Genomic DNA, 25,804 nt, shown 5'->3' with positions numbered 1-25,804 from the left:
CGACATGACCGCCACAGAGACCGCCACTCAGACCACTCAGACCACTCAGACCACCCAGACCACCCAGACCACTCGGACCACTCAGGCCGAACAGACCGCGGAGACCACTCAGACCAGCCCGACCGCACAGACCGCGAAGGCCCTACCCGCCCCCGCCTCCACCATCCGCCGCCCCCGCCACCCCTACCGGGCCGCCCTCGGCACCGCCCGCGGCCGCACCGGGCTCGTGCTCGTCGCTCTCGTCGTCGCCGCCGGGCTGCTCGCCCCGCTCCTCGCCGGGCACGGCCCCACCGACCAGAGCGGCCTGTCCCTCGCCGGGCTCGGCACCCCCGGGCACCCGCTGGGCACCGACGACCTCGGCCGCGACCTGCTCGCCCGGCTCCTCTACGGCATCCGGGCCGACCTCGGCATCATCGCCGTGGCCGTGCCGCTCGGCGCCGCCCTCGGCTGCCTCGCCGCGCTCCTCGCCGCCGTCCACCCGGTCGCCGACACCGTCGTGCAGCGGGCCTTCGACCTGATCCTCGCCTTCCCCGGACTGATCCTCGCGCTCGCCGTCACCGCCGTCCTCGGCCCCGGCCCGCTGCCCGTGATCCTCGTCATCGCGCTCGCCGAGATCCCCGCCTTCGGGCGGCTGCTGCGCACCGGGATCCTCGTCCAGCGGTCACGCGAGTACGTCACCGCCGCCCGCGTCGGCGGCACCTCGTCCGGCCGGATCCTCACCCGCCACATCCTGCCCAACGCCGCCGACCCGCTCGTCGTCCAGATCGCCGTCTCCCTCACCGTCGCCGTCTTCATCGAGGGCGCCATGAGCTTCCTCGGCGTCGGCGTACGGCCCCCACAGCCCACCCTCGGGGCCGTCCTCAGCCAGTCCATGCCCTATCTCGCCCAGGCCCCGCACTTCGCCGCGGGCCCCCTGATCACCGTGACCGTGCTCGTCCTCGGCCTCTCCCTGATCGCCGACGCACTGAACCGGGAGACCCGCCGATGACCCGTCCGGTACGCGACGAGGGCCCCGCCCTCCTCGAAGTCAGCGGCCTCGACGTCGAGTTCACCACCCCCGACGGCGGCACCCTGCGCGCCGTCCGCGACGTCTCCTTCACCCTGCGGCGCGGCGAGACCCTCGCCGTCGTCGGCGAGTCCGGCTCCGGCAAGTCCACCACCGCCCTCGCCCTGCTGCGCATGCTGCCCGGCACCGGCAGGATCACCGCGGGCTCCGTCCGCCTCGACGGACAGGAGCTCACCACCGCGGACGAGCGCGAGCTGCGGGCCGTACGCGGGGCACGCGTCGGCATGATCTTCCAGGACCCGATGACCGCCCTCAACCCGGTCCTCACCGCCGGCGGCCACCTCGACGAGGTGCTGCGCGCCCACCGGTACGGCGACCGGGCGGCCCGCCGGGCACGGGCCCGGGAACTCCTCGACCTGGTCGGCATCCCCGACGCGGCCCGCCGTCTCGACGACCACCCCCACCAGTTCTCCGGCGGCCAGCGCCAGCGCATCCTCATCGCCATGGCCCTCGCCGGCGAACCCGACATCCTGCTCGCCGACGAACCCACCACCGCCCTCGACGCCACCGTCCAGGACCAGATCCTCACCCTGCTCGCCGACCTCGGCCGCAAGACCGGCACCGCGCTCGTCCTCATCACCCACAACATGGGCGTCGTCGCCCGCGCCTGCGCCCGCGTCCTCGTCATGTACGGCGGCACCGTCGTCGAGGACGGCCCCACCGTCGAGGTCCTCACCCGGCCCCGCCACCCCTACACCGCCGGGCTTCTCGCCGCGGTGCCCCGGCTCTCCGCATCCTCCGGCACCCGCCTCACCGGCATCCCCGGCAACCCGCCCGACCCGACCCTCCTCGGCGACGGATGCGCCTTCGCCGACCGCTGCGCCTTCGTCACCGACCGGTGCCGCACCGCCGTCCCCGCACCCGTCACCCTCGCCGGCGGGGTGCGCGCCGCCTGCGTGCTCGCCGCCGAGCGCACCGAGCCCCTGCCGCCGCCCCCGCCCCCGGCCCGTATCGACCGGCCGGAACCCGGAGGCGTCGTCCTCGCCGCCGCATCCCTGCGCAAGACGTACGGGCGGCGCGGCCGGCGCTCCTTCACCGCCCTCGACGACGTGTCCCTCACCCTCGCCGCCGGGGAGACCCTCGGCATCGTCGGCGAGTCCGGCTCGGGCAAGTCCACCCTCGCCCGGGTCCTCGCCCACGCCCACCCCGCCGACGGCGGCCGCCTGCTCCTCGACGGCCGGGACGTCACCCGCCCCTCGCGCCGCGAGCTGCACGGCGTACGGCGCCGGGTCCAGATGGTGTTCCAGGACCCGTACGCCTCCCTCGACCCCCGCATGACCGTCGGCGAGATCATCGCCGAGCCGCTCCGCGCCTTCGGGCTCGGCGACCGCGCGGACCGCGAGCGGCGGGTCGCCGAACTCCTGTCGCTCGTCGGCCTGGACCCGGCCGTCGCCGACCGCAGGCCCCGCTCCTTCTCCGGCGGCCAGCGCCAGCGCGTCGGCATCGCCCGCGCCCTCGCCCCCGAACCCGCCGTCCTGATCTGTGACGAACCCGTCTCCGCGCTCGACGTCTCCGTGCAGGCCCAGATCGTCGGCCTGCTCACCGACCTCCAGCGCGACCTGGGCCTCGCCCTGGTCTTCATCGCCCACGACCTCGCCGTCGTCCGGCAGGTCAGCCACCGCATCGCCGTCATGCACCGGGGCCGGATCGTGGAGACCGGCAGCGCCGACGAGGTCTGCGAGCGCCCGAAGGACCCGTACACCCGTGCCCTGCTGGCCGCCGCACCCGAACCCGTACCGACGGCACCGCGGCTCCTGACGGCGGGGGCGAGCGCATGAGCGCCTGCTGCGCGCCCGGCCGCCCGTGCGCGGGGCAGCGGTCCGAGGCCACGGCATTGCTTCCGCTGCCGAAGATACGAATCAGCGGCCGGCACAAGCCCCTGCGGCCCATGGCCGAACTGCCCGGCGGCACCTTCACGATGGGCGACCCCTTCGACGAGGGCCACCCCGCCGACCGGGAGGGCCCCGTACGCGAGGTGACCGTGGCGTCCTTCGCCATCGACACCACCGCGGTGACCAACGCGCAGTACGCGCGGTTCGTGGCGGCCACCGGACACCGCACCGACGCTGAACGGTACGGCTCCTCGTACGTGTTCCACCTGCTGCTGCACCCCGCCGCCGAGGCCCATGTGCTCGGCCGGGTGCCGAACGCGCCCTGGTGGCTGGGGGTCGCGGGCGCCGCCTGGCACAGCCCCGAAGGGCCGGGCTCCGGCCTCGAAGGACGCGCGGACCACCCCGTCGTCCACATCAGCCACGCCGACGCCACCGCCTACTGCGACTGGGCCGGCCTGCGGCTGCCCACCGAGGCCGAATGGGAGTACGCGGCCCGCGGCGGCCTCGACGGCGCCCGCTACCCCTGGGGCGACGCACTCGCCCCCGACGGACGTGAGACGTGCAACATCTGGCGGGGCGACTTCCCGCACCGCTCCGACCGGCCCGGCGGACGCACCGGCACCGTGCCCGTCACCGCGTACGAGCCCAACGGCCACGGCCTGCACAACACCTCCGGCAACGTGTGGGAGTGGTGCGCCGACCCCTTCGGACCCCCGTCCCGCCCGGGCGCGCCCGCCGAGCGGGTCATCCGCGGCGGCTCCTACCTCTGCCACGACTCCTACTGCAACCGCTACCGCGTCGCCGCCCGCTCCCACAACACCCCCGACTCCTCCACCGGCCACGGCGGCTTCCGCTGCGCCCGCTCACTCACCGGAGACCTCCCCGCATGACCACCAGCACCCGCCGCGACCCGTACGAGGGCTTCCCCGGCCGGATCGGCCGCACCTTCGCCGAGTCCGAGCCCGCCTGGCCCGCCCGGCCCACCCCACCCGCCAAGGCCCCCAACATCGTCGTCGTCCTCGTCGACGACATGGGCTACAGCGACATCGGACCCTTCGGCTCCGAGATCCCCACCCCCGTCCTCGACTCCCTCGCCGAGGACGGCGTACGGCTCACGAACTACCACACCATGCCGCTGTGCTCACCGGCCCGCGCCGCCCTGCTCACCGGCCTCAACCCGCACCGCGTCGGCTACGCCATGGTCGCCAACTCCGACCCGGGCTTCCCCGGTTACGGCATGGAGATCGCCGACGACATCCCCACCCTCGCCGAACTCCTCCACGACTCCGGCTACGCCACCTTCGCCGTCGGCAAGTGGCACCTCGTGCGCGACTCCGCCTCCAACGCCGCCGACGACCGGCGCAACTGGCCGCTGCGGAAGGGCTTCGACCAGTACTACGGCGTCCTCGAAGGGCTCACCAGCCTCTTCCACCCGCACCAGCTCGTCCGCGACAACAGCCCGCTGGACATCGACGAGTTCCCCGACGGCTACTACTACACCGACGACCTCACCGACCAGGCCATCTCCATGGTCACGTCGCTGCGCGCGCACGACCCGGACAAGCCCTTCTTCCTGTACCTCGCCCACAACGCCGTCCACGGCCCCCTCCAGGCCAAGCCGGAGGACATCGCCCGCCACCGGGGCCGCTACGACGAGGGCTGGGACGCCCTGCGCGACCGGCGCTTCGCCGCACAGATCGCCGCCGGACTCTTTCCGCTCGGAACGGAACTACCCGAACGCAACAGCGAGGCCGGACTCGACGTCCCCGCCTGGGACTCCCTCACCGAGGAGCAGCAGCGGCTCTACGCCCGCTACATGGAGGTGTACGCCGCCCTCGTCGACAACATCGACCAGAACCTCGGCCGGCTCACCGACACCCTCGCCGCCCTCGGCGAACTCGACAACACCGTCATCGTCTTCACCTCCGACAACGGCGGCACCGGCGAAGGCGGCGCCGAAGGCACCCGCTCCTACTTCAGCCGCTTCGTCCACCACCCGCGCCTGCCCGGCGACTGGGACCCCGACGTCGACCGCGACCCCGAGCTCATCGGCGGCCCCCGCAGCCTCGTCCACTACCCGCGCGGCTGGGGCATGGCCTCCAACACCCCCTTCCGGCTCTACAAGGGCCACACCTACGCCGGCGGCGTCCGCGTGCCCTTCGTCCTGTCCTGGCCCGAGGGCGCCCGCGACGGACGGCTCGCGCGCGGGCTGCGCCCCCAGTACCAGTACGTCACCGACATCACCCCCACCCTCCTCGAACTCGCCGGCCTCGCACGGCCCGGCACCCGCCGGGGCGTCCCGGTCCAGGAGCCGGACGGCACCAGCTTCGCCCCCGTCCTCGCCGACCCCGCCCACGACTCCACCCACGCCGAGCAGTACTGCGAGATGACCGGCAACCGCAGCCTCTACCGCGACGGCCACAAGCTGGTCACCCTCCACCGCCCCGGCACCCCCTACGACGACTCCGAATGGGCCCTCTACGACATCCGCGCCGACCCCACCGAGATCCACGACCTGTCCGCCCGACACCCGGAGCTGGTCGCGGAGTTGTCGAAGGCCTGGGAGGAGGCCGCCTGGCGCGACGGCGTCTTCCCGCTGCCCGACCACAGCGGGGCCCTCGCCCGGCGCAACCCCGCCGAACAGCGCCTCGCCCGCCCCCTCACCCTGCTCCCCGGCACCCCCGAACTCGAGCGCTACCGCTCCTCACGGCTGATCTCCCTGCGCTCCTTCGAGATCTCCGTCGCCGTCGACGAGAGCGGCGACGGCGTGCTCGTCTCCCACGGGGACCAGGGCGGCGGCTACAGCCTCTACGTGGAGCACGGCCGGCTCGTCCTCGCGTACAACGAGTACGGCACCCTCCACGAGACCGACGCCGGCCCCCTCGCCCCCGGAGCCCACGACATCCTGCTCACCGCGACCGCCGAGGAGGGCCTGCGCTGGCGCTTCACCGTCACCGTCGACGACGAACTCCGCGCCACCCCCGACACCGTCCACCAGCTCATCGGCATGGCCCCCTTCCAGGGCATCAGCATCGGCATCGACCGCAAGTCCCCCGTCTCCTGGCCCCTCTACGAACGCCGCCGTTCCTTCCGCTTCGAGGGAAAACTGCACTCGGTGACCTACCGCCCGGGACCGCCCGGCCCGGACGCCCCGGAAGCAGTGGCCGAGGCCCTGAAGGCGGCGGCTGCGGCCTTCGAGTGACGGGCGGGGCGACCAGGGGGGCGGGCAGAGGCGCTCGGCGCCGAGACCCACTGCCCGCCCCTCTGCCGCCCCCGCTGCCCCGCCCCCTGAACCTCGCCTGCCCGGCTCCCGGACGCCGCGCCGTCGAAATCCACGGGCCCGCGCCCCGCCACCGCTGGCAGGATGCCGCCATGACACTCCCGGACCGCCGCATCCAGCCGCCCTGCACCGCCGACGAACGCACCACCCTCACCGCCATGCTGGACTTCCAGCGGGACACGCTGGCCATGAAGTGCGAGGGGCTGACGCCCGAACAGTTGAAGGAGCGGGCGGTCCGGCCCTCCGGGCTCTCGCTGCTCGGGCTGGTGCGGCATGCCGCCGAGGTGGAGCGCGGATGGTTCCGGAACGTCATCAACGGGGAGAGCAGCCGCAGCCCTTGGACCCCGGCCGGTTCCACCGACTGGGCCGACTTCGACATCGACGACGCCGCCGACGCCGACGTCGACGAGGCCTTCGCGGTCTGGCGCGAGGAGTGCCGGCGCGCCCGCGCGATCGTCGAGGCGGCCGACTCGCTCGACGTGACCGGACACATCGACGAGGAGGCCTTCTCACTGCGCTACGTCCTCGCCCACATGATCGAGGAGTACGCGCGCCACAACGGCCACGCCGACCTGCTGCGCGAGCGCATCGACGGCGTCACCGGCGAGTAGCGGCACCGGACCGTCCCGCAGCCCCCTCCCCGTATCGCTCCGAGAGGAAGAAACTCCTGGTAGTGGGGGTGCCCACGGCTGTTATCGTCACCGCATGCCGCAGCTGATCGCCCCCACCGCGCGACTCCACGCCTCCTGGCTCGACGCCCACGCCGAATGGCGCCCCGGCATCAACCAGGACGGTTCCGGAATGCGGCTCGCCGAGCACGACGCCTTCGCGATGCCCGAGGTCTTCACCTCCTGGGTGGGCCGGCTCCGCGAACAGTCCGACCTGACCCGGCCCCAGCCCGAGGGCCGGGTCCACGCCACCCACTGGTGGATCGTCGAGGACGACACGTACCTCGGCGCGATCGACCTGCGCCACGAGCTCAACGACTTCCTTCTCCGGGCCGGCGGCCACATCGGCTACAGCATCCGCCCCTCGGCCCGCCGCCGCGGCCTCGCCACCTGGGCGCTCGCCACCGTCCTGCCCGAGGCCCGGGCCCTCGGCATGACCCGGGTCCTGCTCACCTGCGACGACACCAACACCGCCTCGGCCCGCACCATCGAGCGCAACGGCGGCGTCCTGGAGGACGTCCGCCCCACCGAGATCGGCCTCAAGCGCCGCTACTGGATCGAGCTGTAGGCATCGGTCATGCAGTCCGACGCGCACCGCCCGCGCTCGTACGCGTGGCGCAGCGCGGCGGCCGCGTGCCCCCGGCTGACCTCCTCGTAACCGAAACGCTCGTGGGCGAGCCGTACGACGGACTCGACGGTCACGATGGCCGGTTCGCCCCGGCCCGCCGCATCCCGGGCGGCGGCGATGGCCAGCTCCGCCGAGCGGGTCAGCGCCCGCACGTAACTCTGCCAGGCGGCTCTGCGCGCCCGCCGGGGCGCCGGCGGGCGCACGGCCCGCCCCTTCCAGCGGGCACCCGCCGCGACGAGGACGGCACCGGCGACCACGACCAGGGCTCCGAGCAGGGCATCGGGACTCACGTTCACACCGCGAGCCTTCCCTCGCGGGGGAGCGGGCAATCGGACACCCCGCTCACCTGGCGCCCGAGCCCGACGACGGTGACGACGGTGACGACGGTGACGGCGGTGACGGCGGTGACGACGGTGACGACGGTGACGACGGTACGGCCGCCGGGTCGTCGAGGACGGCGTCCCGTCCGTACGTGAGCGCACCCGTCAGCGCCGCGTCCGCGCCCAGCACGCCCGGCACCGGTACCGGGACGAGCCAGTGGGCGAGGGCGCGGCGGCCGGACAGCCGGGCGGCCAGGCCGCGTTCGAGCCAGGGGTACCAGTCGGCGAGGTAGCCGCCGAGGACGACCTCGTCGACGTCGAGGAGGCTGGTGATCGCGAGCACGGCCGCGCCCAGGACCTCGCCCGCGGCGTCCAGGGCGTCCAGGGCCCGCCGTTCCCCGGCCTCCAGGGCCTCGCCGAGGGCCGTCAGCGCCGCGTCCGGGCCCGCCGAGGCGCGCAGTTCGGCCAGCCCCGCCGCGTCGGTGAGCGCCTCGGGTCCCACGTACAGGGCGAGGCAGCCGCGCGCGCCGCAGGCGCAGACCGGCCCGTCGAAGGCGACGGGCATGTGCCCCGGCTCGCCCGCCACTCCGTGCCCGCCCGTGTGGATGCGCCCGTCGAGGACGAGCCCGCCGCCCACGCCGATGTCCGCCTTCAGGTACGCGAGGGAGCGCGGCGGTGTGCCGCGGCGGGCGGCCAGGGCGCGGTACTCGGCGAGCGCGGCGAGGTTCGCGTCGTTGACCAGGACGAGGGGGAGCTCCACGGGTCCTCGGCCCGGTCCCGCTCGCCGCAGCTCCTCCCGTACGAGGCCCGCCAGGTCCACCGGCCCCGGCCAGCCGAAGTCGGTGCTGAACACATGGGCGCCGTCCGCGTCGACCGGTCCCGGCATCGCCATCACCGCCCCCCACACATGCGCCCCCGGCACGGCCGGCACGGCCGCCCGGGCCTCGCGCAGCGCGCCCGCGACGGCGCGGGCGAGGGGCCGCGGGTCGCCCTGCGGGGCGCGGTGGGGGAGCGAGGCGCGGTGCACGGCCTCGCCCGCGAGGTCGGCGACGGTCGTCTGGAGCCGTTCGCGGGTGATCCGTACCGCGAGGGTGAGCACCCTTCCCGGCACCAGTTCCAGCTGCCGCCGGGGCCGCCCGCGTCCGCCGGCCGGGGTCAGCCCGGCCTCCCGTACGAGACCGCGGTCGATGAGGTCGGCCGTGAGCGCCGTGAGCGAGCCGTGGGCCAGCCCCGTCGCGGCCGAGACCTCGCTGCGGGAGCAGGGGCCGCGCTCGGCGATGTGCCGCAGGGCGCGCGACAGGTTGAGACGGCGTACGGCGGCGGAGTCGGAGGGCGGTTCGGCTGGAGCTACGGGCACCCGGCGATTCTCTCCGACGGCGGGGCGCGCACGGCGGACCACCCTCTGTTGACACGAGTAAGTGACACGCGTCACCTTTTTATTTCGACCATTGACGTAAATTGTTTCCGGGTCCGACGCTGTGGACGTCCCCGACGACGTGGCCGGGGCCGACGAGGCCGTCGGAACCGCCCCAGGCACCCCCGGCGGCCCGGCCAGGAAGGCAGCACCGCCATGACCACCGCATCCTCCCCGCAGGCCGCCCCCGCGCGGCCCCGAGCCGCGGGGACCACGACCCTCCTGTGGTCGATGCTGGCCGGTTTCACCACGCTCTACATCGCCTACTCGGGCCTGCTGAGCGTCCTCCTGCCGATCCAGGTCGAGGCCATCGCCCCGGACTCCAAGGAGTCCAGCCTCGCGATGGTGACGATGACCTCCTCGATCGTCACCCTCTTCGTCCAGCCCATCGCGGGCGCGCTCTCCGACCGCACCCGGGGCCGTTTCGGCCGCCGCACCCCCTGGATGGCGCTCGGCGCCATCGCCTCGACGCTCGCCCTGCTCGCCATCGGGCAGGCCACCGGCCTGCTCTGGCTCACCCTCCTGTGGGTTGCCGTCCAGGTCCTGCTCAACGTGATCCAGGCCCCCATGACCGCGATCCTCGCCGACCGCGTCCCGGCCGAACGCCTCGGCATGTTCTCCGCGTTCATCGGCGTCGGCGGTCAGATCGGCATCACCCTCGGCATCGTCATCGGCGCCCGTTTCGCCGCGAACGTCGACATCGGCTACGCCGTCTTCGCCGCCTGCGTCCTCGTCGTCACCCTCGCCTTCGTCCTCCTGAACAAGGACACCCCGGTCACCGGGGAGCCCGAGCCGTTCGCCCTCGGCGCCTTCCTCAAGGGCTTCTGGGTCTCTCCGCGCAAGCACCCCGACTTCGCCTGGGCCTTCCTCGCCCGCGTCGTCTTCGTGCTCGGCTTCTGGGGCGTGCTCATGTACCAGCGCTACGCCCTCACCGACTACGTCGGCCTCGACGGCGCCGACGTCGACCGCGCCCAGTCGCTCATGGCCGTACTGACCCTCGTCGGCACCTTCGCCGGATCCCTCCCGGCCGCCAGGCTGTCGGACCGCACCGGCCGCCGCAAGATCTTCGTCGGCGGCGCCGCGATCGTCCTCGCCGCCTCCATGGTCGCCCCGCTGATCAGCCCCACGACCACCGCCATGTACGTGTACGCGCTGCTCGCCGGCATCGGCTTCGGCACCTACATGTCCCTCGACATGGCCCTCATGACCGAGGTCCTGCCGGCCGGCGACAGCGCGGGCCGCGACCTCGGCATCCTCAACATCGCCACCAACGTCCCGCAGGCCCTCGGCCCCCTGGTCGCCGCCGGGATCATCGGCCTCTTCTCCGACGGCGCCGACAAGGCCCCCGGCTACCGGGCGCTGTTCCTCGTCGCGATCGGCGTCGTCTTCGTCGGCGCGCTCGCCATCAAGCCCATCAAGAGCGTCAAGTGAACCGTTCCGAGCCCCGACAGGAGCCCTCCATGACCGGCACCCACCCGCCCCTCGTCACCACCACCCGCGGCCCGGTCCGCGGCGAACGCCGGGCCGACGGGAGCCGCCGCTTCCTCGGCATCCCGTACGCCCAACCGCCCGTCGGCCCGCTCCGCTTCGCCGCACCCGTGCCGCCCGAGCCGTGGACCGAGCCGCTCGACGCCACCGCGTACGGGCCGACCGCGCAGCGCCGCCCCTTCGCGGACGTCACCACCATCCCCGAGCCGTCCATCCCCGGCGACGGCGTCCTCAACCTCAACGTCTTCACCCCCGCCCCGGACGCCGACGCGGCCCTGCCGGTCCTCGTCTGGATCCACGGCGGCGGCTACGTCGCCGGCTCCGCCGCGAGCCCCTGGTACGACGGCGCCGCCTTCAACCGCGACGGCGTCGTGTTCGTTTCCCTCGGCTACCGGCTCGGCATCGAGGGCTTCCTCCACCTCGACGACGCCCCCGACAACCGCGGCGTACGGGACTGGATCGCCGCCCTGGAGTGGGTCCGCGACAACATCGCACGCTTCGGCGGCGACCCCGCCAAGGTCACCATCGCCGGCCAGTCGGCGGGCGGCGGGGCCGTCCAGACCCTCCTCGCGGTCCCCTCCGCCCGCGACCTCTTCCGCGGCGTGATCTCCGTGTCCGGCGCCGTCACGCGCCCCGACGGCCCTGAGATCGCCCGCGCCGTCTCGCGCCTCTTCACCGCCCGTACGGGCCTCCCGGCCACCGCCGCCGCCCTCCAGGACCTCGGCGACGACGAGATCCTCGACCTCCAGGACCGCCTCGGCGAGCCGGGGCCGGACCGCGAGGGCCTCCCGCCGATGCTCTCGCTCGTGCCCTTCGCCGACGGCGAGCTGATCCCCGAGCCCGTCCTCGACGCTCTCACCACCGGCGACGGCGGAGCCGGGGTGCCCCTGATGCTCGGCTTCACCGCCCACGAGTTCAACATGATCCCCACACCCGAAGCGGGCCCCGACGGCGCGCCCGTGCCGCTGCCGCTGCTGCTCGGCGGACTCGGCCTCGACGAGGTCCGGGCGGGTGCCTTCGCGGAGACCTACGCGGACACCGACCCGGCCGCCCACTTCGGCCAGGCCCTGACCGACGCGACCTTCCGCGCCCCGTCCCTCGCGGTCGCCGACGCCCGCGCCGAGCGCGGCGAGCCCACCTGGCTCTACCAGTTCGACTGGACCTCGCCGCTCAACGGGCAGTCGTTCCACTGCCTCGACCTGCCCTACGCCTTCGACCTGCTCGACGCGGAGGGCGTCACGGCCGCCGCGGGCGACAACCCGCCGCAGGCACTGGCCGACGCCATGCACCGCGCCTGGGTTTCGTTCGTCTCGGAGCGGAACCCGGGGGAGGGGTGGCCCCCGTACACCTCCGCCGGGCGCACGACGATGCTCTGGAACACCACGCCGGAGGTGGCGGAGGACCCGCTGAAGACGGTCCGCGAGATCTGGCTGGGCTGAGGGGCCCGGCAGGCAGGCGCGCGCCGGTACGCCCGTGTACGGGTGTGCCGGCGCGCCGTCAGCGCACCGGCACGCTCCGGTAGTGCGTCGTCAGCCGGCCGGCGTCGAACACGTGGAAGGCCAGCGCCGGCACCGACTCGTCCCGGTACACGTAGTCGCGCGGGCCGCCGTTCTGCTCCCAGGGCAGCTTGGACGTCGAGACCACGCCGGGCGCGACGAGCAGCGGCCGGCCGGCGAACGTGGTGGCCGCGCCGGTGTGGGCGTGCCCGCACAGCAGCGCGACGACGTTCGGGTGCCGGCGCACCAGCGCGGCGAGCCGCTCCTCGCCGAACTGGCGGAGCCCGTCCACGAACGGGATGCCGAGCGTGGCCGGCGGATGGTGGAACCCCACGAACACGGGGACGTCCTCGGGCGTCCGCGCCAGCTCCTCCGCCAGCCAGTCCAGCGTCTCCTCCTCCAGGAACCCCTCGTCCTTGCCCGGCACCGACGAGTCGCACAGCGCCAGGACGAAACCGTCCGTGCGCAGCACCTGGTTCACCGGCGCCTCCGGAGCCGCGGGCTCCACACCGAGCAGCACGCGCCGGAACACGTCCCTGCGGTCGTGGTTGCCCGGACAGGCCAGCACAGCATGCCGGGAGCCCAGCACGTGCTCACGGATCCACGTGTACTCCGCCTCCGCGCCGTGATCGGCCAGGTCACCGGTGGCGATGACCGCGTCGAACGCGTACGGGAGCGAGTCCAGGAACTCCATCACGGCCGACGTCCGCTCCCTGCTGCGCGGCGAGGCGTCGACGTGGATGTCGCTGAAGTGCGCTATCACGATCACGGTGGCTCCTCTGGTCCTCTGGTCCTCTGGTCCTCTGGTCCTCTGGTCGTCAGGTCCGGTGTTCCCCTGGCCCCCGTCAGTCCTCGTCGCCGGGCGGTCCCGTGGGACCGTATCTCGCCCGCCCAAGGCCCGGCGCGGGCCAACACCCGGTCAATGGCCCTTTCCCGGCCCGCCCGCTCGGCTAGCATCCGGACCGCCCACCCCGCCGAAGGGAGCATCCCGTGAACGAGCCCGCAGAGCCCGCGGAGCCCGCCGACGCTGCCGGCCTCGCCGCGCTGGACAAGCGCTTCGCCGCGCTCGCCACCCCGCTGATCGCCGACGCCTGTGTACGGCTCGGGGAGCCGCTGCGGGCCGCGCCCGCCGGCATCCTGCCCGTGCTGCCCGGCCGCCGGGTGGCGGGCCGCGCGCTGCCCGTACGGCACTACGGCAGTGTCGACGTCTTCCTGGAGGCCTACACCCGCGCTGCCCCCGGCGACGTGCTCGTCATCGACAACGAGGGCCGCAGGGACGAGGCCTGCGTCGGGGACCTCGCCGTCCTGGAGGCCGGGACGGTCGGGATCGCGGCCGTCGTCGTGTGGGGGCTGCACCGGGACACGCCCGATCTGGTGGAGATCGGGCTGCCGGTGTTCTCGTACGGGGCGCACGCGCCCGGCCCGGTGCGCCTCGACCCGCGCGGGCCGGAGGCGCTGAGCAGCGCCCGCGTCGGCGAGCACACGGTCGGCGCGGACGACGTGGTGTTCGCCGACGACGACGGCGTGCTGTTCGTGGCGGCGGACCGCGCCGAGGCGGTACTGGAGACCGCCGAGGGAATCTTCCGCACCGAGCGGAATCAAGCCCGGCTGATCAGGGCCGGGCAGACCCTGCGCGACCAGACCCGCTTCGACGCCTACCTGGAACAGCGCGCCCAGGACCCGGCGTACACCTTCCGCCGGCACCTGCGGGCGATCGGCGGCGCCATCGAGGAGTAGCGGGGCCGGGCGGTGCCGGTGTCCGGCGGGGCTCAGCCGGCCCGGAAGCCGACGGTGCCGTCCGGGAGGATCGCCTCGACCTCCGCGCCGTGCTCCACGGTCCGGCTCACCGTGCAGAACTTCTCGTGCGTGAGCCGCACCCCGCGGGCGAACACGTCCGCCGCCCGCGGGTTGTTGTCGGGCAGCTCGAACTCGTAGCTGACCCGGATCCGCCCGACCCGCCCGTCGTCCTCGGGCCCGGCCACGCCCTCGACCACGATCCGCAGGTCGTCGTGGTCGACGGCCCGCGCCGTACGGTCGATCACCATGCCGCCGCATCCGCCCATCGCCGCGAGCAGCAGCTCGACGGGCGTGAACGAGGGCTGGGCGTCCGCGTCGTCGGCGGCCCCGATGCTCACCTCCGCGCCCCGGTCGTTGCGGGCGGTCCAGGTGCGGTATCCGGTGCGGACGGTCTCGATCCGGTACTCGGCCATGGGCGGCACTGCTCCTCACTGCGGTCCGTGCGCGCGCGTTCGCGTGCGCACGGACCATCCCATCATTCCCGCGCCCCCGGTCACGCCCTCACGCGCGCTCGTGCTCGCGCGCGCCGGGCCCCGGAACGCGCACGCCCTCCGCTTCCGCCGCCTCCCGCACGACGGCGCCCCACGCCTCGGCCATCGCGCCCCAGACCGCGCGCAGCTCGGGCTCGGCTGCCCGTACGGAGGCGATCGCACCGTCCGGGTCCCCGCCCGCCGCTCGTACGGCGGGCCCGTCCGAGCCCGCCCAGTCGGCGATCGCGTCCGACAGGACCTCGGGGTGGAACTGCACGCCCCACGCCCGGCGCCCGACGCGGAAGGCCTGGTAGGGGCAGTCGTCCCCGGTCAGCAGCGGCACCGCGCCGGCCGGCAGGGCCTCGGCCTCGTCCCAGTGCCACTGGGCCGCGAGCGCTCCCTCGGGGACCGCGCCGAGCACCGGATCGGCGTCGGCGGCGGGCAGCCGGCGCAGCGGTACGGCCCCGGCCTCGGGCCCCTGCGGGCGCCGGACGACCCGGCCGCCCAGGGCATGGGCCAGGATCTGCCCGCCGAGGCAGATGCCCAGGACCGGGACGCGGGCATCGACGGCCTCCCGTATCAGCTCCCGGACGCGCGGCAGCCAGGGCGCGGCCGTGTCGTCCTCGCAGTTGGGCGCGCCGCCGAGGACGAGCAGCCCCGCCCAGCCGGCGAGCCCGGCGGGCAACTCCTCGCCGCGCCAGGGGTGATGGACCCGGAGGTCGAGCCCGGCCGCGCGGAGCCGCTCGCCGACCAGGCCGGGGCCGGTGTCGGCCTCGTGCTGGACCACCAGGACAGGGTGTGCGGACAGATGAGTCACGGGCGTCCCGCCTCCACGAGGTGTCGAAGGAACGCCCTTGGCGCGTTCCGTCCTGCCGAGGGTCACCGAAAACGCGTTCCGATGCACCCCGTTCATTCGAGCACGCCGTCCCCCCTCCGCACCGGGCACGGTACGAGGAAGAGGCGTCGCACGCCCGAGGATGAGTACCCGACGCCCGTCCGCCTGAGTACTCCGCACGGTGCTCCACACCCCACGCCGCTGGTGAACTGTCGCCATGAACACGCACACCCCGCGCCGCGCCGCCCAGGACCCCCGCCCCCTGCGCCATGTCACCGCCACGGCCACCGCCACCGGTTCGGCCCTCGCGGTGGCGCTGCTGCCGCTCGTGGTCGGGGCGCTCGTGGCGCGGACCGCCGGGGGTGACCCGATGGTGTCGGTGAACGCCCTGATCGCGGGCGGCGGCCAGCGGGCGCGCCTGTCCCGCACGCAGCTGCGGGGGTGCGGGGGCCGGGCGCTCGCGACGGCGCGGAACACGTGGGGTCAGTCCGCCCGGTGGGCGAGCAGGAAGCCCTGGGACGCGGCGTAACCAGGCGAAGACGGAGGGGAGGTCCGCCCGGCCGCCCCGGTCCGCAGGGCAGGACGGGCGGCCTCGGTCCGCCGGGCAGGACGGGCTGTCTCGGTCCGCCGGGCAGGACGGGCTGTCTCGATATGGCCCTATCAGTCGCCCCTCATGCATCATTGATACGGCAACTGATTCATCTGCGATCGTACTGACTCTCTTTCAGCACCTTTTCTGATTGCGGAGGTTCGCGATGGCGTCCACGCGCGTCCACCTCGTGCTGGTGCACGGGCTGTTCTCCTCCGCGAAGGTGTGGCAGGCGTTCGAGACCCTTCTCGCGGACGACCCGGAACTCGCGGGCTGGGTGAGCGTCCACCCCTTCCAGTACGACTCCCCGTTCGTCCGCCTGCGGCCCGACCGCAGGGTCGCCGAGACCGACGACGTGGCCGACCAGCTGGGCACCTTCCTGGAGACCGAACTGGCCGACGCCGAACGGATCGTGCTGGTCACGCACAGCCAGGGCGGGCTGGTCGTGCAGCGGTTCCTGGCGCGGAAGCTCTGGAACGGGGAGGGCCGCGAGCTCGCGCGGATCAAGCACTTCACCATGTTCGCCTGCCCCAATACGGGGTCCGGTTTCTTCCTCACCGTGCGCAAAGCCCTCCCGCTGTGGCGCAACCCGCAAGAGCGGCAGCTGCGCCCGTTCGACCGGGCGGTGACCGAGGCCCAGCGGACCGTGCTGAGTTCGGTGGTCCACGCCCGCGCGTACTCCGACCAGGAATGCCCCATCCCGGTGCTGGCCTACGGAGGGACCGCCGACGAGGTCGTGCCGCCGATCGTGGCCCGCGGCGTCTTTCCCAAGGGCGGTGTGGTCACCGCCGACCACTTCAGCATCGTCCAGCCCGCGGACCGCAAGGCCTCCGCCTACCAGGCCGTCCAGCGCGCCCTCCTCAAGGTGGCCTGGGAAGCACGGGAGGAGCAGCGGGAGCAGCGGGAGCGGGCGGAGCGGGAGCTCCAGGACACCGAGGAGCGTCGTCGCGCCCAGGGCACCGCTGCCGGAGCGCTCCCCGCCCCCACCACCGCGTCCGCCACCGGAACCGGCACCGCTGCCGGCACCCGCTCCCTCCCTGTCGACGGCTCCGCCCCCGGCCCCGGAGCGCCGGGCACCCCGCGCCCCCCGGCCGCCCTCGCCGTCCCCCCGACGCCGCCGCCCCCGGACCTCACCGTCTTTCCTCCGCCGCCGTTCGGGCAGCTGGCCGACGGGCAGCTGAAGGGCAAGGACCGGCTCGGCCTGGTCGCCCATCTGCTGTCCGAGGAGGCCCGTCGGCAGGTGCACGTGGTGGCCGGGCTCGGCGGTTCGGGGAAGAGCCGGATCGCCCTGGAGGCCGCCGACCGGGCCCGGCGCGCCGGCCACCGCGTCTGGTGGGTGTCGACGCCCGAACTCAGCCTGCGGATGCGGATGATCGCCGGCGATCTGGGCGCCCCGTCGATCACCGTGGAACGGGCCTGGCTCGTGGGCACGGCCATGGACCTGGTCTGGACCCTCCTCGACGACTGCCCCGACCCATGGCTCCTGATCTTCGACAACGCCGACGACCCGGAACGCCTCGGTCCGGCCGACGGTCCGGTGTCCCGGGGCACCGGATGGCTGCGCACCCCGAAGAACGCCAAGGGGACGGTCCTCGTCACCAGCCGGGTGCGCAGCCGGAACGCCTGGGGCGCCGCCAGCCGCATCCACCAGGTCCTGCCGCTGGACGAGAACGACGGCGCCTCCATGCTGCTCGAACGCACCGGCGGCCTCGGCGGCACGAACGAGGACGCGCGCCGTCTGTCACGGCAGCTGGGCGGGCTGCCGCTGGCCCTCCGCCAGGCCGCCGACGTGATCAAGGCCGTCCACGAGAGCCGGATCCGGCTGGACAGCGACATCAGGGACTTCGAGAGCTTCCGCCGCGCGGTCGAGCCCGGCGTCGACACCGCCGCCGGCCAGGACGGACCCCAGCTCGGCGAACTCCTCGGCCGGGAGATCGTGGAGAAGGTCTGCGGGATCGGCCTGGACCTGCTCACGCAGCACGAGCTGCCGCAGGCCCCGACCCTGCTCAAGGTGTTCGCCTGCCTGAGCACCGCCCCGATCCCCTACCGCTGCCTGCTCTCCGGCCCCGCACTCGCCGAATCGCCGCTCTTCCCCGGCACCGGCACCGCCGGTTCGCTGAGCCAGGCGCTGAAGGGCCTGGAGGAGCTCGGCCTCGTGGACGCCTACGAGCGCGAGGACGTCGCCGACCACGACCTGGCCGGCCTGCTCACCCTGCACCCCGTCGTGCACGGCGTGCTGCGCGAGGACGAAGAGGTCCGCAAGCGGCCGGCCGACCACTACGGCCTGGCCCTGCGCATGCTCCTGGCCGCCACGCACCTGCGGAACCCCGACCACCCCGCCAACTGGCCGCTGTGGGCCGCGCTCTCCCCGCACGCCCTGGAGGTCGCGCGGACCTGCCTGCTCGGCGACCTCAAGCTGAACGACCGCACCGTACGCACCGAGGCCCTCGAACTCGCCCGCCTGACCGCCCGCTACCTCATCGCCGCCGGACTGCTCGGTCCGGCGTACACCCTGGTGCTGCCGCTGATCGAGCGCTGCGCCTCGTACGGTTTCCACCGCGACGACCGCGAGATCCTCGGCCTGCGCCACGAACAGGGCCGCATCCACCTCGACCGGGAACAGCTGAGCCAGGCCGAGGAGGTCCTCGCCCTGGTCGTGGCGGCGCGGACCGCGATCCTGGGCGAGGACCACGCCGACACCCTCGCCAGCCGCCACAAACTGGCCCGCGCGATCAACGAGCAGGCAGGGCGGGAGGGCGAGGCGGAGGTCCTGCTGCGCTCCATCGTCGAGGCGGAGAACCAGGTCCGCGGACCCGAGCACTACGACACCCTCGTGGTGCGCCACACCCTGGCCCGGACGATGCTGGCTCGCGGCACGCACCGCGAGGCCGAGGCGGAGGCGCGGGAGATCCTCGCCGTCAGCCGCCGCAACCACTGGCCGCCCGCCACCCCGGAGACCCTCCGCGTCCGCGAGACGCTGACGCACGCGCTGCTCGCGCAGGCCCGCGCGGAGGAGGCCGAGGAGGTCATCGGCGGGGCGTTGGGCGACGCCTCCCAGGCACCGGACTCCAACCTCGTGATGCGACTGCGCTACACGCACGTGCTCGTCCTCCTGGGGATGCGGGGGCGTACCCCCGAAGCGGTGAACACGCTGCGCGCGCTGGTGCGCGACCTCGACCGCGCGGTGACCTCGGACCATCCGCTGTCGGTGCAGGCCAGGGCGCTGCTCGACCGGCTGCGGGAGATGCCGACCTGAAACCTCCGCGCTCCGGAGAACGTCGGGAAAGCCCGCCGGGCCCCGCGGGGTTGCGCGTAGCCTGACGGTGCCTCACGCTGAGTGACGCGTCCCTTGCCGAAACGTTCGGAGGTCCGCCGATGACTTCTCGCCCCGCCGACTCCTACGACGACCAGTCCCCGACGTGGGGTGCACCGGGGAGCGAGCTGGAGGAGATGCAGGCCGAGTTCGGCCGGCAGGTCGCGATGGAAGCCCTGGAAGCCGGACGTCAGGCACTCGAACTCGACGCGAAGACCGCGTTCCGCACCACCAGCGGAGCACATCCCGGATAGGCGCCGTCGTTTCCGTTGTCTTCAGAAAGTCGGGGGGCCGACGCATGACCACAGGGAACTTCACGCAGGACCTGCCGTCCACCGCGTCGCACGATCCGTTCTTCCGCGCCGCCACCACGCCCGCGTTCACCCGTGACCTGCTCGCGGGCCTCGCCGCCGGCCGGTACGCGGCTGTCCGGGTGCCCGGTTTCCTGTCGGAGGAACGGTGCGCGGAGGTGCTCGCGGCACTGGAGGAGAGGGCCTTCGACTCGTACGGCAGCGCCCGCGTCCAGCCGCGGGTGATGCGCTTCGGCGTGGGCATCAGCGACCACATGGCGGCCGGCGGGGTGGCCGACAGCTACTGGGAGGCGCTGGAGCGCCATCACGACGCCTGGCGGGGGCTCGGGCTCTCCTTCGATCCCTTCGCCCTCTGCCGGGAGGGGCTCGGCGCGCACTGGCCGGGCGGGGTGGCGGTCGGTCGCCGGGGCGGGCGGGAGCTCGGCGACGGGGTGGCCAGGGAGCCCAACCAGGGCTTCCGGGTGCACTTCGACGACTCGCTGCGCGAGTACGAGCACGATCTGCTCGACGTACCCCTGATCGGCCAGTTCGCGTTCAACCTCTACCTCAGCGTCCCTCCGTCGGGCGGCGAGACGGTCCTGTGGCGCCACCGCTGGCAGCCCGAGGACGAGACGTACCGGCTGCCGGCTTCGTACGGGTACGACGAGGCGGTGGTGCGGGACGCCGAGTCGCTGGAGATCACGCCGAACGTCGGCGAGGCGCTGCTCATCGACCCGCGCTACTTCCACGCGGTACGTCCGAGCCGGGGAGCCCGCAGAATCGCACTGGGATTCGCGGTGGGCCTCGCGGCGAACGGGCAGCTCCTCACGTGGGCCTGAACATGCCCCCCGACTGGCCTGTTGACAGCGGAGCGCCAGTCAATGCGACCTGCCTGCAAGGGCTTTGACGGTCGTGTGACGGAGCGGATACGTTCGGGCGATGGACATTCTGCGCTATGTGGCCTTCAGCACCGACCCGCTCGGCGGGAACCCGGCGGGTGTGGTGCTGGACGCCGCAGGCATCGACGAGGAGACGATGGCCGCCACCGCGGCGGAGGTCGGATACTCGGAGACGGCGTTCGCCGTTCCGCGCGCCGACGGCGAGATCGACATCCGCTACTTCAGTCCGGAGGCCGAGGTCCCGTTCTGTGGCCACGCGACCATCGCTACCGCCGTCGCCCACGCACACCGGCACGGCGTCGGCGAGCTGCTTCTGCACACCAAGGCCGGGCCGGTGCCCGTCGCCACGTCCACCCGGCCGGACGGCTCCGTCGTCGCCACCCTGGTCAGCGTCGCTCCGCGCACCGAGGAGATCGACGACGCGGACCTGGCCGAACTCCTCGCCGCACTGCGCTGGTCCGCCGCCGACCTCGACCCCGCCCTGCCGCCCCGGGCCGCGTACGCCGGCGCCTGGCATCCGGTGATCGCGGCCGCCACCCGTGCCCGGCTCGGCGACCTCGCCTACGACATGACGGCGCTCGGTGCCCTGATGGCGCGCCGGGACTGGGTCACCGTCGCCCTGGTCCACCGCGAGTCGGACACCGTCTTCCACGCCCGCAATCCGTTCCCGCCCGGCGGCGTCGTCGAGGACCCCGCGACCGGTGCGGCGGCCGCCGCACTCGGCGGCTATCTGCGGTCCCTCGGACTCGTCGACCTGCCCGCCGTCCTGACCGTTCACCAGGGCGTGGACATGGGGCGTCCGAGCCTGCTCACGGTCGGGGTCTCGAACGTTCCGTCGAGCGGCATCGAGGTGACGGGCACGGCCGTTCCCATTGGCTGAGTGGCCCGCCGCCCCCTCGGTCGTTCCCCTTGGCTGAGCGGGCCGCCGCCCCGCCTCACACGGTGCCGTCCTCCGCGACCTCCAGCACGATCTCGATCTCCACGGGCGCGTCGAGCGGCAGGACCGCCAGGCCGACCACGCTGCGCGCGTGCCCGCCCGCGTCGCCGAACACGTCGAGGAGCAGCTCGCTCGCCCCGTCCACCACCGACGCCTGCCCCAGGAAGCCGGGGGCGGAGGACACGTATCCGACCACCTTCGCCACCCCTGTCACCGCCTCCAGCGGCACCACCGCGTCGGCCGCCGCCAGCGCGGCCAGCGCGCACTGGCGGCTCAGCTCCTTCGCCAGCTCCGGCGACACCTCCGCGCCGACCCGTCCGACCGCGGTCAACTCGCCGCCCGTCAGCGGGATCTGGCCGGCGAGGAAGACCAGGGCGCCGCTGCGTACGGCGGGTACGTAGGCCCCCTTGGGGGCACTCGCTTCCGGCAACTTCAGACCGAGCCCGGCGAGCCGCTCGCGGATGTCCTTGCCCATGGCCCCTCCTGGTGGACGGTGACGACTCATCGTCGCACCGCACGGCACCCCGGGGGACCGCCTCGGCGGTTGTGGCGACGGGACCGGCACGATTCTGCTAGGGATCGATCCGCTGGGAGCCGACGGCGGCCTTTCGTCAGCCGCGGAAGGACTCCGGTCGTTCCGGCGACGCCTCCGCCAGGGCGCGTTCGACCGCCTCGACGCCGGCGCGCAGGCCGTACACGGGGGTGTCGGGCTGCTGGCGCCAGGAGTCGTCGATGCCGCCCGCGTCGACCGTGTCGAAGCCGAGCTCGTCGATGAGTTCGCGGATCGTCTTCTTCGCCTGCTCGTCGTCGCCCGCGACCGGCAGCGCGATGCGCTCGGGGTCGCCGGCCGGGCGATGACGGTCGAGGATGTCCTGGGCGTACGTGCCGTTGAAGGCCTTGATCACCGGGTGGCCCAGGTGACGTTCGGTCCAGCGGCTCTCGGTCAGGCCCTCGTCCTCGATGGCGGCGATGCGGCCGTCGCGCTCGCGCGGGTAGTAGTTGCCGGTGTCGAGGACGACGAAGCCGTCCGCCGCCCCGTCGAACAGGCCGGTCGCCGGGAGGTCGGGGATCGCCTTCAGCGGGATCGTGACGACGACGATCTGCGCGCCCCGGGCCGCCTCCGAGACCCGGACGGGGGTCGCCCCGGTCTCCTCGGCGAGGGCGGCGAGCGTCTGCGGGCCGCGGGAGTTGGCGACGGACACCTCGTGCCCGAGGGCCGTGAGTCGGCGGGTGAGGTTGCCGCCGATGTTGCCTGCCCCGATGATGCCGATCTTCATGAGCGTCTTCCTTTCGAGCGGGTGGCGCGGTTCGCCGCTATGGGAGTGCGCAACTGGGCGACCCCGCCCGCTATTCCCCGCCGAGGGCGTGAGAACTTGGCGTGCCCCGGGTGAAGCCGGGCCGTTCGGGCCCCGCCGCTGGCCCGAACGGGTGATGATCCACCGGGCGGCGCGCAGCGTCATCCGCACCCTTCGCATCATCCGCACCCTCCGCGCCCGCCCACTCCGCAGCACGCAGCACGCAGCACGCAGCACGCAGCACGCAGCACGCAGCACCCCGTACCGCATCACCCCTCATCACCCCTCACCCGTCACCCCCATCGAAAGGGCAGCGCCGATGACAGCGCAGGACCGCGCCGCACAGCACGGGCAGGAGGCCGCGCCGCCCCGCGGCATCGGCCGGCGTCGATTCCTCGGGTACGTACTGGCGGCGCCGACCCTCACCGTCGCCGCCCAGGTCGGCGCGGAGGTCCTCGCGCCCACGCCGGCCGAGGCCACCGTCCCGGCCGTCGTGCCCTCCCTTCCCGGGCCCGCCGACATCTACGACCTGAACGACATGCTCACGCACGCCGCCCTGCCGACGGCGAACCTCATCACCATCCGGATCGACCCCGACGGCACCGCCCACTTCGCGCTGCCCCGCGCCGAGGTCGGCCAGGGCATCACCACCTCCACCGCGATGATCATCGCCGAGGAGCTCGACCTGCCCGTCGAACGGATCAGGGTCACCCTCGCCGACGCCCGCCCCGAGCTGCTCTTCAACCAGCTCACCGGCGGCTCCAACACCACCATCTCGACCTTCACCCCGATCCGCGTCGCCGCCGCCGTCGCCCGTGGCCGGCTGCTGCGGGCCGCCGCGCTGGAACTCGGCGAGGTCGTCGGCACGCTCACCGCCAAGGCGGGCGTCATCACCTCCGCCGCCGGGGTGAGCCTCACCTACGGCGACCTCGCGGTGAAGGCCGCCGCGCTCACCGACACGCAGGTCTCCGTCACCCTCAAGGACCCGGAGAAGTTCAAGGTCATCGGCTCCGGACGGGGGAGGGTCGACGCGCTCGAAGCCGTCACCGGGCGCAAGAAGTTCGCGATGGACGTCCAGGTGCCGGGCGCCCTGCCCACGATGGTCTGCCGGCCGCCGACGATCAACGGCACCGTGCGCTCGGTGGACAACCTCGCCGAGGTGAAGGCCATGCCCGGCGTCACCGACGTCGTCGCGGTCTCCACCGGCGTCGCCGTCCGGGGCCGTACCTTCGGCCAGTGCATCGACGCCGTCCGTGCCCTGAAGGTCACCTGGGGGCCCGGCACCGCAGAGGGCGCCTCCGACGACACCGTCCTCCAGGAGCTCCGCAGGGCAGAACTGCCGCTCGTCGTACCACCGTTGGATCTGCTCACCAAGTCGGTCGACGCCCGCTTCACCTTCGCCTTCGCCAGCAACGGAGCCCTGGAGACGAACTGTGCCGTCGCCGACGTGCGCCCCGGCTCCGCCGAGATCTGGGCGAGCCTGAAGTCGCCGATCGTCGCCCAGGAGAAGATCGCCCTCCAGCTCGGCCTGCCCGTCGGCGCCGTCACCGTCCATGTCACCGAGGGCGGCGGCTCGTTCGGGCGCAAGCTGTTCCACGACGCGGCCGGGGAGGCGGCCGAGATCTCCCGGAAGATGGGCAAGCCCGTCCGGCTCATGTGGCACCGCACCGACGACTTCCGGCAGGGCCGTACGCACCCGATGGCCACCTCCCGGGTGCGCGCCACGTACGCGCTGGGCGAGGTCCTCACCTACGAGCAGCGGCACACCTCCGTCGCGACCGACTTCGGGCACGGCATCGGCGAGGTCATCACCTCCGAGGCCGCCCGACTGCCCGTCGCGAACCTGGCGTTCTCCGAGACGATGTTCCAGCTCACCCAGGCGAGCCCGTACCACCTCGGCGTCACCACCCAGCTCCTCAACGAGGTCGACCACGGCTTCAACACCGGCTCCATGCGCAACATCTACTCGCCCAACGTGCGCTGCGCGCAGGAGCTCGTCCTCGACGAGCTCGCCAAGAGGATGGGGCAGGACGCCCTCGCCTTCCGCCGGCGGCTCCTGAAGGACGAGCGGGCGCGCGCCGTGCTCGACAAGGTCGCCGAAGTGGGCGGCTGGGGGCGGCGGATGGAGCCCGGAACCGCGCAGGGCATCGCCGTCCACCCCGAGTACCACGCCTTCGTTGCCGTCCTCGCCGAGATCGACTGCCGGCCCGCCACCACCGGGCGGAAGGTGCGCGACGCCTACACGGGCCCGCGCGTCACCAAGGTCGTGTGCGCCGTCGACGTCGGCCTGGCCGTCAACCCGCGCGGCCTGGAGGCCCAGATGATGGGCGGCATCATCGACGGCATCGCCCTCACGCTCACCTCCGGACTCCACCTGAAGGACGGGCACTTCCAGGAGAGCAGCTGGGACAACTACTACTACACCCGGCAGTGGAACACCCCGCCCGAGCTGGAGATCATCGTCATGCCGCCGACGGGCGACAAGCCCGGCGGCGCCGGCGAGCTGGCCGTCGGAGCCGCCGCGGCCGCCGTCGCCTGCGCCTACGGCCGGGCCACCGGCACGATGCCGACCACCTTCCCGGTCAACCACGCCGAGCCGCTGCCCTTCACGCCGGCGCCGACCGTCCCGCCGATCCCCGCCTCCCCGACCGACGGCCGCGCCCGCGCCCTCTGACGCCGATCTCCGGCAGGAACCAGGAGCCACCGTGCCCCAGCACACCTTCATCCTCAACGGCAAGGCCGTCACCGCCGAGGTCGAGGACGACGTCCGCCTGCTCTGGGTGCTCCGGGACGTCCTCGGCGTCACCGGACCCAAGTACGGCTGCGGCGTCGGCGTCTGCCAGGCGTGTACGAGCCACCTCAACGGCCGCGCCTTCACGCCCTGCGCCGTCCCGGTGAAGGACCTCACGCCCGCCGACGAGGTCACCACCATCGAGGGCCTGCCCGCGACCGTCGGCAAGGAAATCCACCCGATGCAGGAGGCCTGGCTCGACATCGACGTGGCCCAGTGCGGCTACTGCCAGCCCGGCCAGATCATGACCGCCGTGGCGGCCGTACGCCGCGCCCACGAGGCCGGGCGCGAGGTCGACGAGGCCGATCTCGACCAGATCCGCAACATCTGCCGCTGCGGAACCTATAACCGTATCCGAGAGGCCATCAAGGAGGGCGCCCGCCGCATGGTCTGACA

23 protein-coding genes are annotated in these 25,804 nt (G+C 73.6%); 16 read left to right on the top strand and 7 right to left on the bottom strand.

Translation table 11 applies throughout. The annotated features are described in order from the left end of the window. Nucleotides 1–4: 4 nt before the first annotated feature. The 6 genes from ACZ3ZE_RS11840 (at nt 5) to ACZ3ZE_RS11815 (ending at nt 7,414) form a co-directional block, all read left to right on the top strand. Nucleotides 5–988: an ABC transporter permease gene (locus ACZ3ZE_RS11840; RefSeq protein WP_467258713.1), complete on the top strand. Its 984-nt coding sequence runs from the start codon at nt 5–7 to the stop codon at nt 986–988. Continuing rightward, the gene (locus tag ACZ3ZE_RS11835) at nt 985–2,844 is read left to right on the top strand and encodes an ABC transporter ATP-binding protein (RefSeq protein WP_467258710.1); all 1,860 of its coding nucleotides are present in this window, start codon (nt 985–987) and stop codon (nt 2,842–2,844) included. Before ACZ3ZE_RS11840 ends, ACZ3ZE_RS11835 begins: the two co-directional genes overlap by 4 nt. Next, nucleotides 2,841–3,788: a formylglycine-generating enzyme family protein gene (locus ACZ3ZE_RS11830; RefSeq protein ID WP_467258707.1), complete on the top strand. Its 948-nt coding sequence runs from the start codon at nt 2,841–2,843 to the stop codon at nt 3,786–3,788. The genes ACZ3ZE_RS11835 and ACZ3ZE_RS11830 overlap by 4 nt, the downstream gene beginning before the upstream one ends. Further along, entirely contained in the window at nt 3,785–6,100 is a 2,316-nt protein-coding gene (locus ACZ3ZE_RS11825) for an arylsulfatase (RefSeq protein WP_467258705.1), read from the top strand. The genes ACZ3ZE_RS11830 and ACZ3ZE_RS11825 overlap by 4 nt, the downstream gene beginning before the upstream one ends. Before the next feature lie 170 nt (nt 6,101–6,270). Then, nucleotides 6,271–6,789 (top strand): DinB family protein, encoded by a 519-nt coding sequence (locus ACZ3ZE_RS11820; protein WP_361625778.1) that lies wholly within the window; start codon nt 6,271–6,273, stop codon nt 6,787–6,789. A 94-nt stretch (nt 6,790–6,883) separates the two neighbouring features. Continuing rightward, nucleotides 6,884–7,414: a GNAT family N-acetyltransferase gene (locus ACZ3ZE_RS11815; protein ID WP_361167363.1), complete on the top strand. Its 531-nt coding sequence runs from the start codon at nt 6,884–6,886 to the stop codon at nt 7,412–7,414. Here the strand turns inward: ACZ3ZE_RS11815 and ACZ3ZE_RS11810 are convergent. Next, complete coding sequence (locus tag ACZ3ZE_RS11810) at nt 7,396–7,770, bottom strand: hypothetical protein (RefSeq protein ID WP_361167366.1); 375 nt, start codon at nt 7,768–7,770, stop codon at nt 7,396–7,398. The two genes, ACZ3ZE_RS11815 and ACZ3ZE_RS11810, sit on opposite strands and share 19 nt — an antisense overlap. A 46-nt stretch (nt 7,771–7,816) precedes the next feature. Continuing rightward, entirely contained in the window at nt 7,817–9,151 is a 1,335-nt protein-coding gene (locus ACZ3ZE_RS11805) for an ROK family protein (RefSeq protein WP_467258702.1), read from the bottom strand. A gap of 213 nt (nt 9,152–9,364) precedes the next feature. Between ACZ3ZE_RS11805 and ACZ3ZE_RS11800 the strand changes: the two genes are divergently transcribed. Beyond that, nucleotides 9,365–10,639 carry an MFS transporter gene (locus ACZ3ZE_RS11800; protein WP_467258699.1) on the top strand — a complete coding sequence of 425 codons (1,275 nt, stop codon included), beginning with the start codon at nt 9,365–9,367 and terminating at the stop codon, nt 10,637–10,639. A 29-nt stretch (nt 10,640–10,668) separates the two neighbouring features. After that, nucleotides 10,669–12,135 (top strand): carboxylesterase/lipase family protein, encoded by a 1,467-nt coding sequence (locus ACZ3ZE_RS11795; protein ID WP_442305625.1) that lies wholly within the window; start codon nt 10,669–10,671, stop codon nt 12,133–12,135. Between the two features lie 58 nt (nt 12,136–12,193). Here the strand turns inward: ACZ3ZE_RS11795 and ACZ3ZE_RS11790 are convergent, their stop codons facing one another. Continuing rightward, nucleotides 12,194–12,961, bottom strand: coding sequence for a metallophosphoesterase (locus tag ACZ3ZE_RS11790; RefSeq protein WP_467258696.1), 768 nt, complete (start codon nt 12,959–12,961; stop codon nt 12,194–12,196). A gap of 275 nt (nt 12,962–13,236) precedes the next feature. On the opposite strand from ACZ3ZE_RS11790, the gene ACZ3ZE_RS11785 reads away from it, so the two are divergent. Beyond that, nucleotides 13,237–13,929 (top strand): RraA family protein, encoded by a 693-nt coding sequence (locus ACZ3ZE_RS11785; RefSeq protein ID WP_361167741.1) that lies wholly within the window; start codon nt 13,237–13,239, stop codon nt 13,927–13,929. A gap of 32 nt (nt 13,930–13,961) precedes the next feature. Here the strand turns inward: ACZ3ZE_RS11785 and ACZ3ZE_RS11780 are convergent, their stop codons facing one another. Next, complete coding sequence (locus tag ACZ3ZE_RS11780) at nt 13,962–14,402, bottom strand: OsmC family protein (protein ID WP_361167381.1); 441 nt, start codon at nt 14,400–14,402, stop codon at nt 13,962–13,964. 88 nt (nt 14,403–14,490) lie between these two features. Then, the gene (locus ACZ3ZE_RS11775; protein WP_467258692.1) at nt 14,491–15,246 is read right to left on the bottom strand and encodes a type 1 glutamine amidotransferase; all 756 of its coding nucleotides are present in this window, start codon (nt 15,244–15,246) and stop codon (nt 14,491–14,493) included. 265 nt (nt 15,247–15,511) lie between these two features. Here ACZ3ZE_RS11775 and ACZ3ZE_RS11770 point away from each other — a divergent pair, with 265 nt between their 5' ends. The 5 genes from ACZ3ZE_RS11770 (at nt 15,512) to ACZ3ZE_RS11750 (ending at nt 21,265) form a co-directional block, all read left to right on the top strand. Beyond that, nucleotides 15,512–15,823 carry a hypothetical protein gene (locus ACZ3ZE_RS11770; RefSeq protein WP_467258689.1) on the top strand — a complete coding sequence of 104 codons (312 nt, stop codon included), beginning with the start codon at nt 15,512–15,514 and terminating at the stop codon, nt 15,821–15,823. A gap of 226 nt (nt 15,824–16,049) precedes the next feature. Continuing rightward, complete coding sequence (locus ACZ3ZE_RS11765; RefSeq protein WP_361167389.1) at nt 16,050–19,139, top strand: alpha/beta hydrolase; 3,090 nt, start codon at nt 16,050–16,052, stop codon at nt 19,137–19,139. Between the two features lie 119 nt (nt 19,140–19,258). Beyond that, a complete protein-coding gene (locus ACZ3ZE_RS11760; protein WP_361167392.1) occupies nt 19,259–19,450 on the top strand; it encodes a hypothetical protein in 192 nt (63 codons plus the stop codon). Between the two features lie 44 nt (nt 19,451–19,494). Then, nucleotides 19,495–20,325: a 2OG-Fe(II)-dependent halogenase WelO5 family protein gene (locus ACZ3ZE_RS11755; protein ID WP_361167395.1), complete on the top strand. Its 831-nt coding sequence runs from the start codon at nt 19,495–19,497 to the stop codon at nt 20,323–20,325. 100 nt (nt 20,326–20,425) lie between these two features. Further along, a complete protein-coding gene (locus ACZ3ZE_RS11750; protein WP_467258687.1) occupies nt 20,426–21,265 on the top strand; it encodes a PhzF family phenazine biosynthesis protein in 840 nt (279 codons plus the stop codon). A 55-nt stretch (nt 21,266–21,320) separates the two neighbouring features. On the opposite strand, the gene ACZ3ZE_RS11745 is transcribed toward ACZ3ZE_RS11750, so the two are convergent. Both ACZ3ZE_RS11745 and ACZ3ZE_RS11740 read right to left on the bottom strand, forming a co-directional pair. Continuing rightward, a complete protein-coding gene (locus ACZ3ZE_RS11745; protein WP_361167401.1) occupies nt 21,321–21,797 on the bottom strand; it encodes a RidA family protein in 477 nt (158 codons plus the stop codon). Between the two features lie 136 nt (nt 21,798–21,933). Next, a complete protein-coding gene (locus tag ACZ3ZE_RS11740) occupies nt 21,934–22,599 on the bottom strand; it encodes an NADPH-dependent F420 reductase (RefSeq protein WP_442305629.1) in 666 nt (221 codons plus the stop codon). Between the two features lie 337 nt (nt 22,600–22,936). Here ACZ3ZE_RS11740 and ACZ3ZE_RS11735 point away from each other — a divergent pair, with 337 nt between their 5' ends. Continuing rightward, nucleotides 22,937–25,291 (top strand): molybdopterin cofactor-binding domain-containing protein, encoded by a 2,355-nt coding sequence (locus ACZ3ZE_RS11735; protein WP_363291745.1) that lies wholly within the window; start codon nt 22,937–22,939, stop codon nt 25,289–25,291. A 31-nt stretch (nt 25,292–25,322) separates the two neighbouring features. Next, a complete protein-coding gene (locus ACZ3ZE_RS11730; protein WP_442305631.1) occupies nt 25,323–25,802 on the top strand; it encodes a (2Fe-2S)-binding protein in 480 nt (159 codons plus the stop codon). Nucleotides 25,803–25,804: the final 2 nt, after the last annotated feature.

It is taken from the genome of Streptomyces sp. NPDC023157, assembly GCF_055560575.1.
The sequence above is the reverse complement of the archived record's forward strand: the minus strand, read 5'-3'. Positions and strand labels throughout refer to the sequence as shown.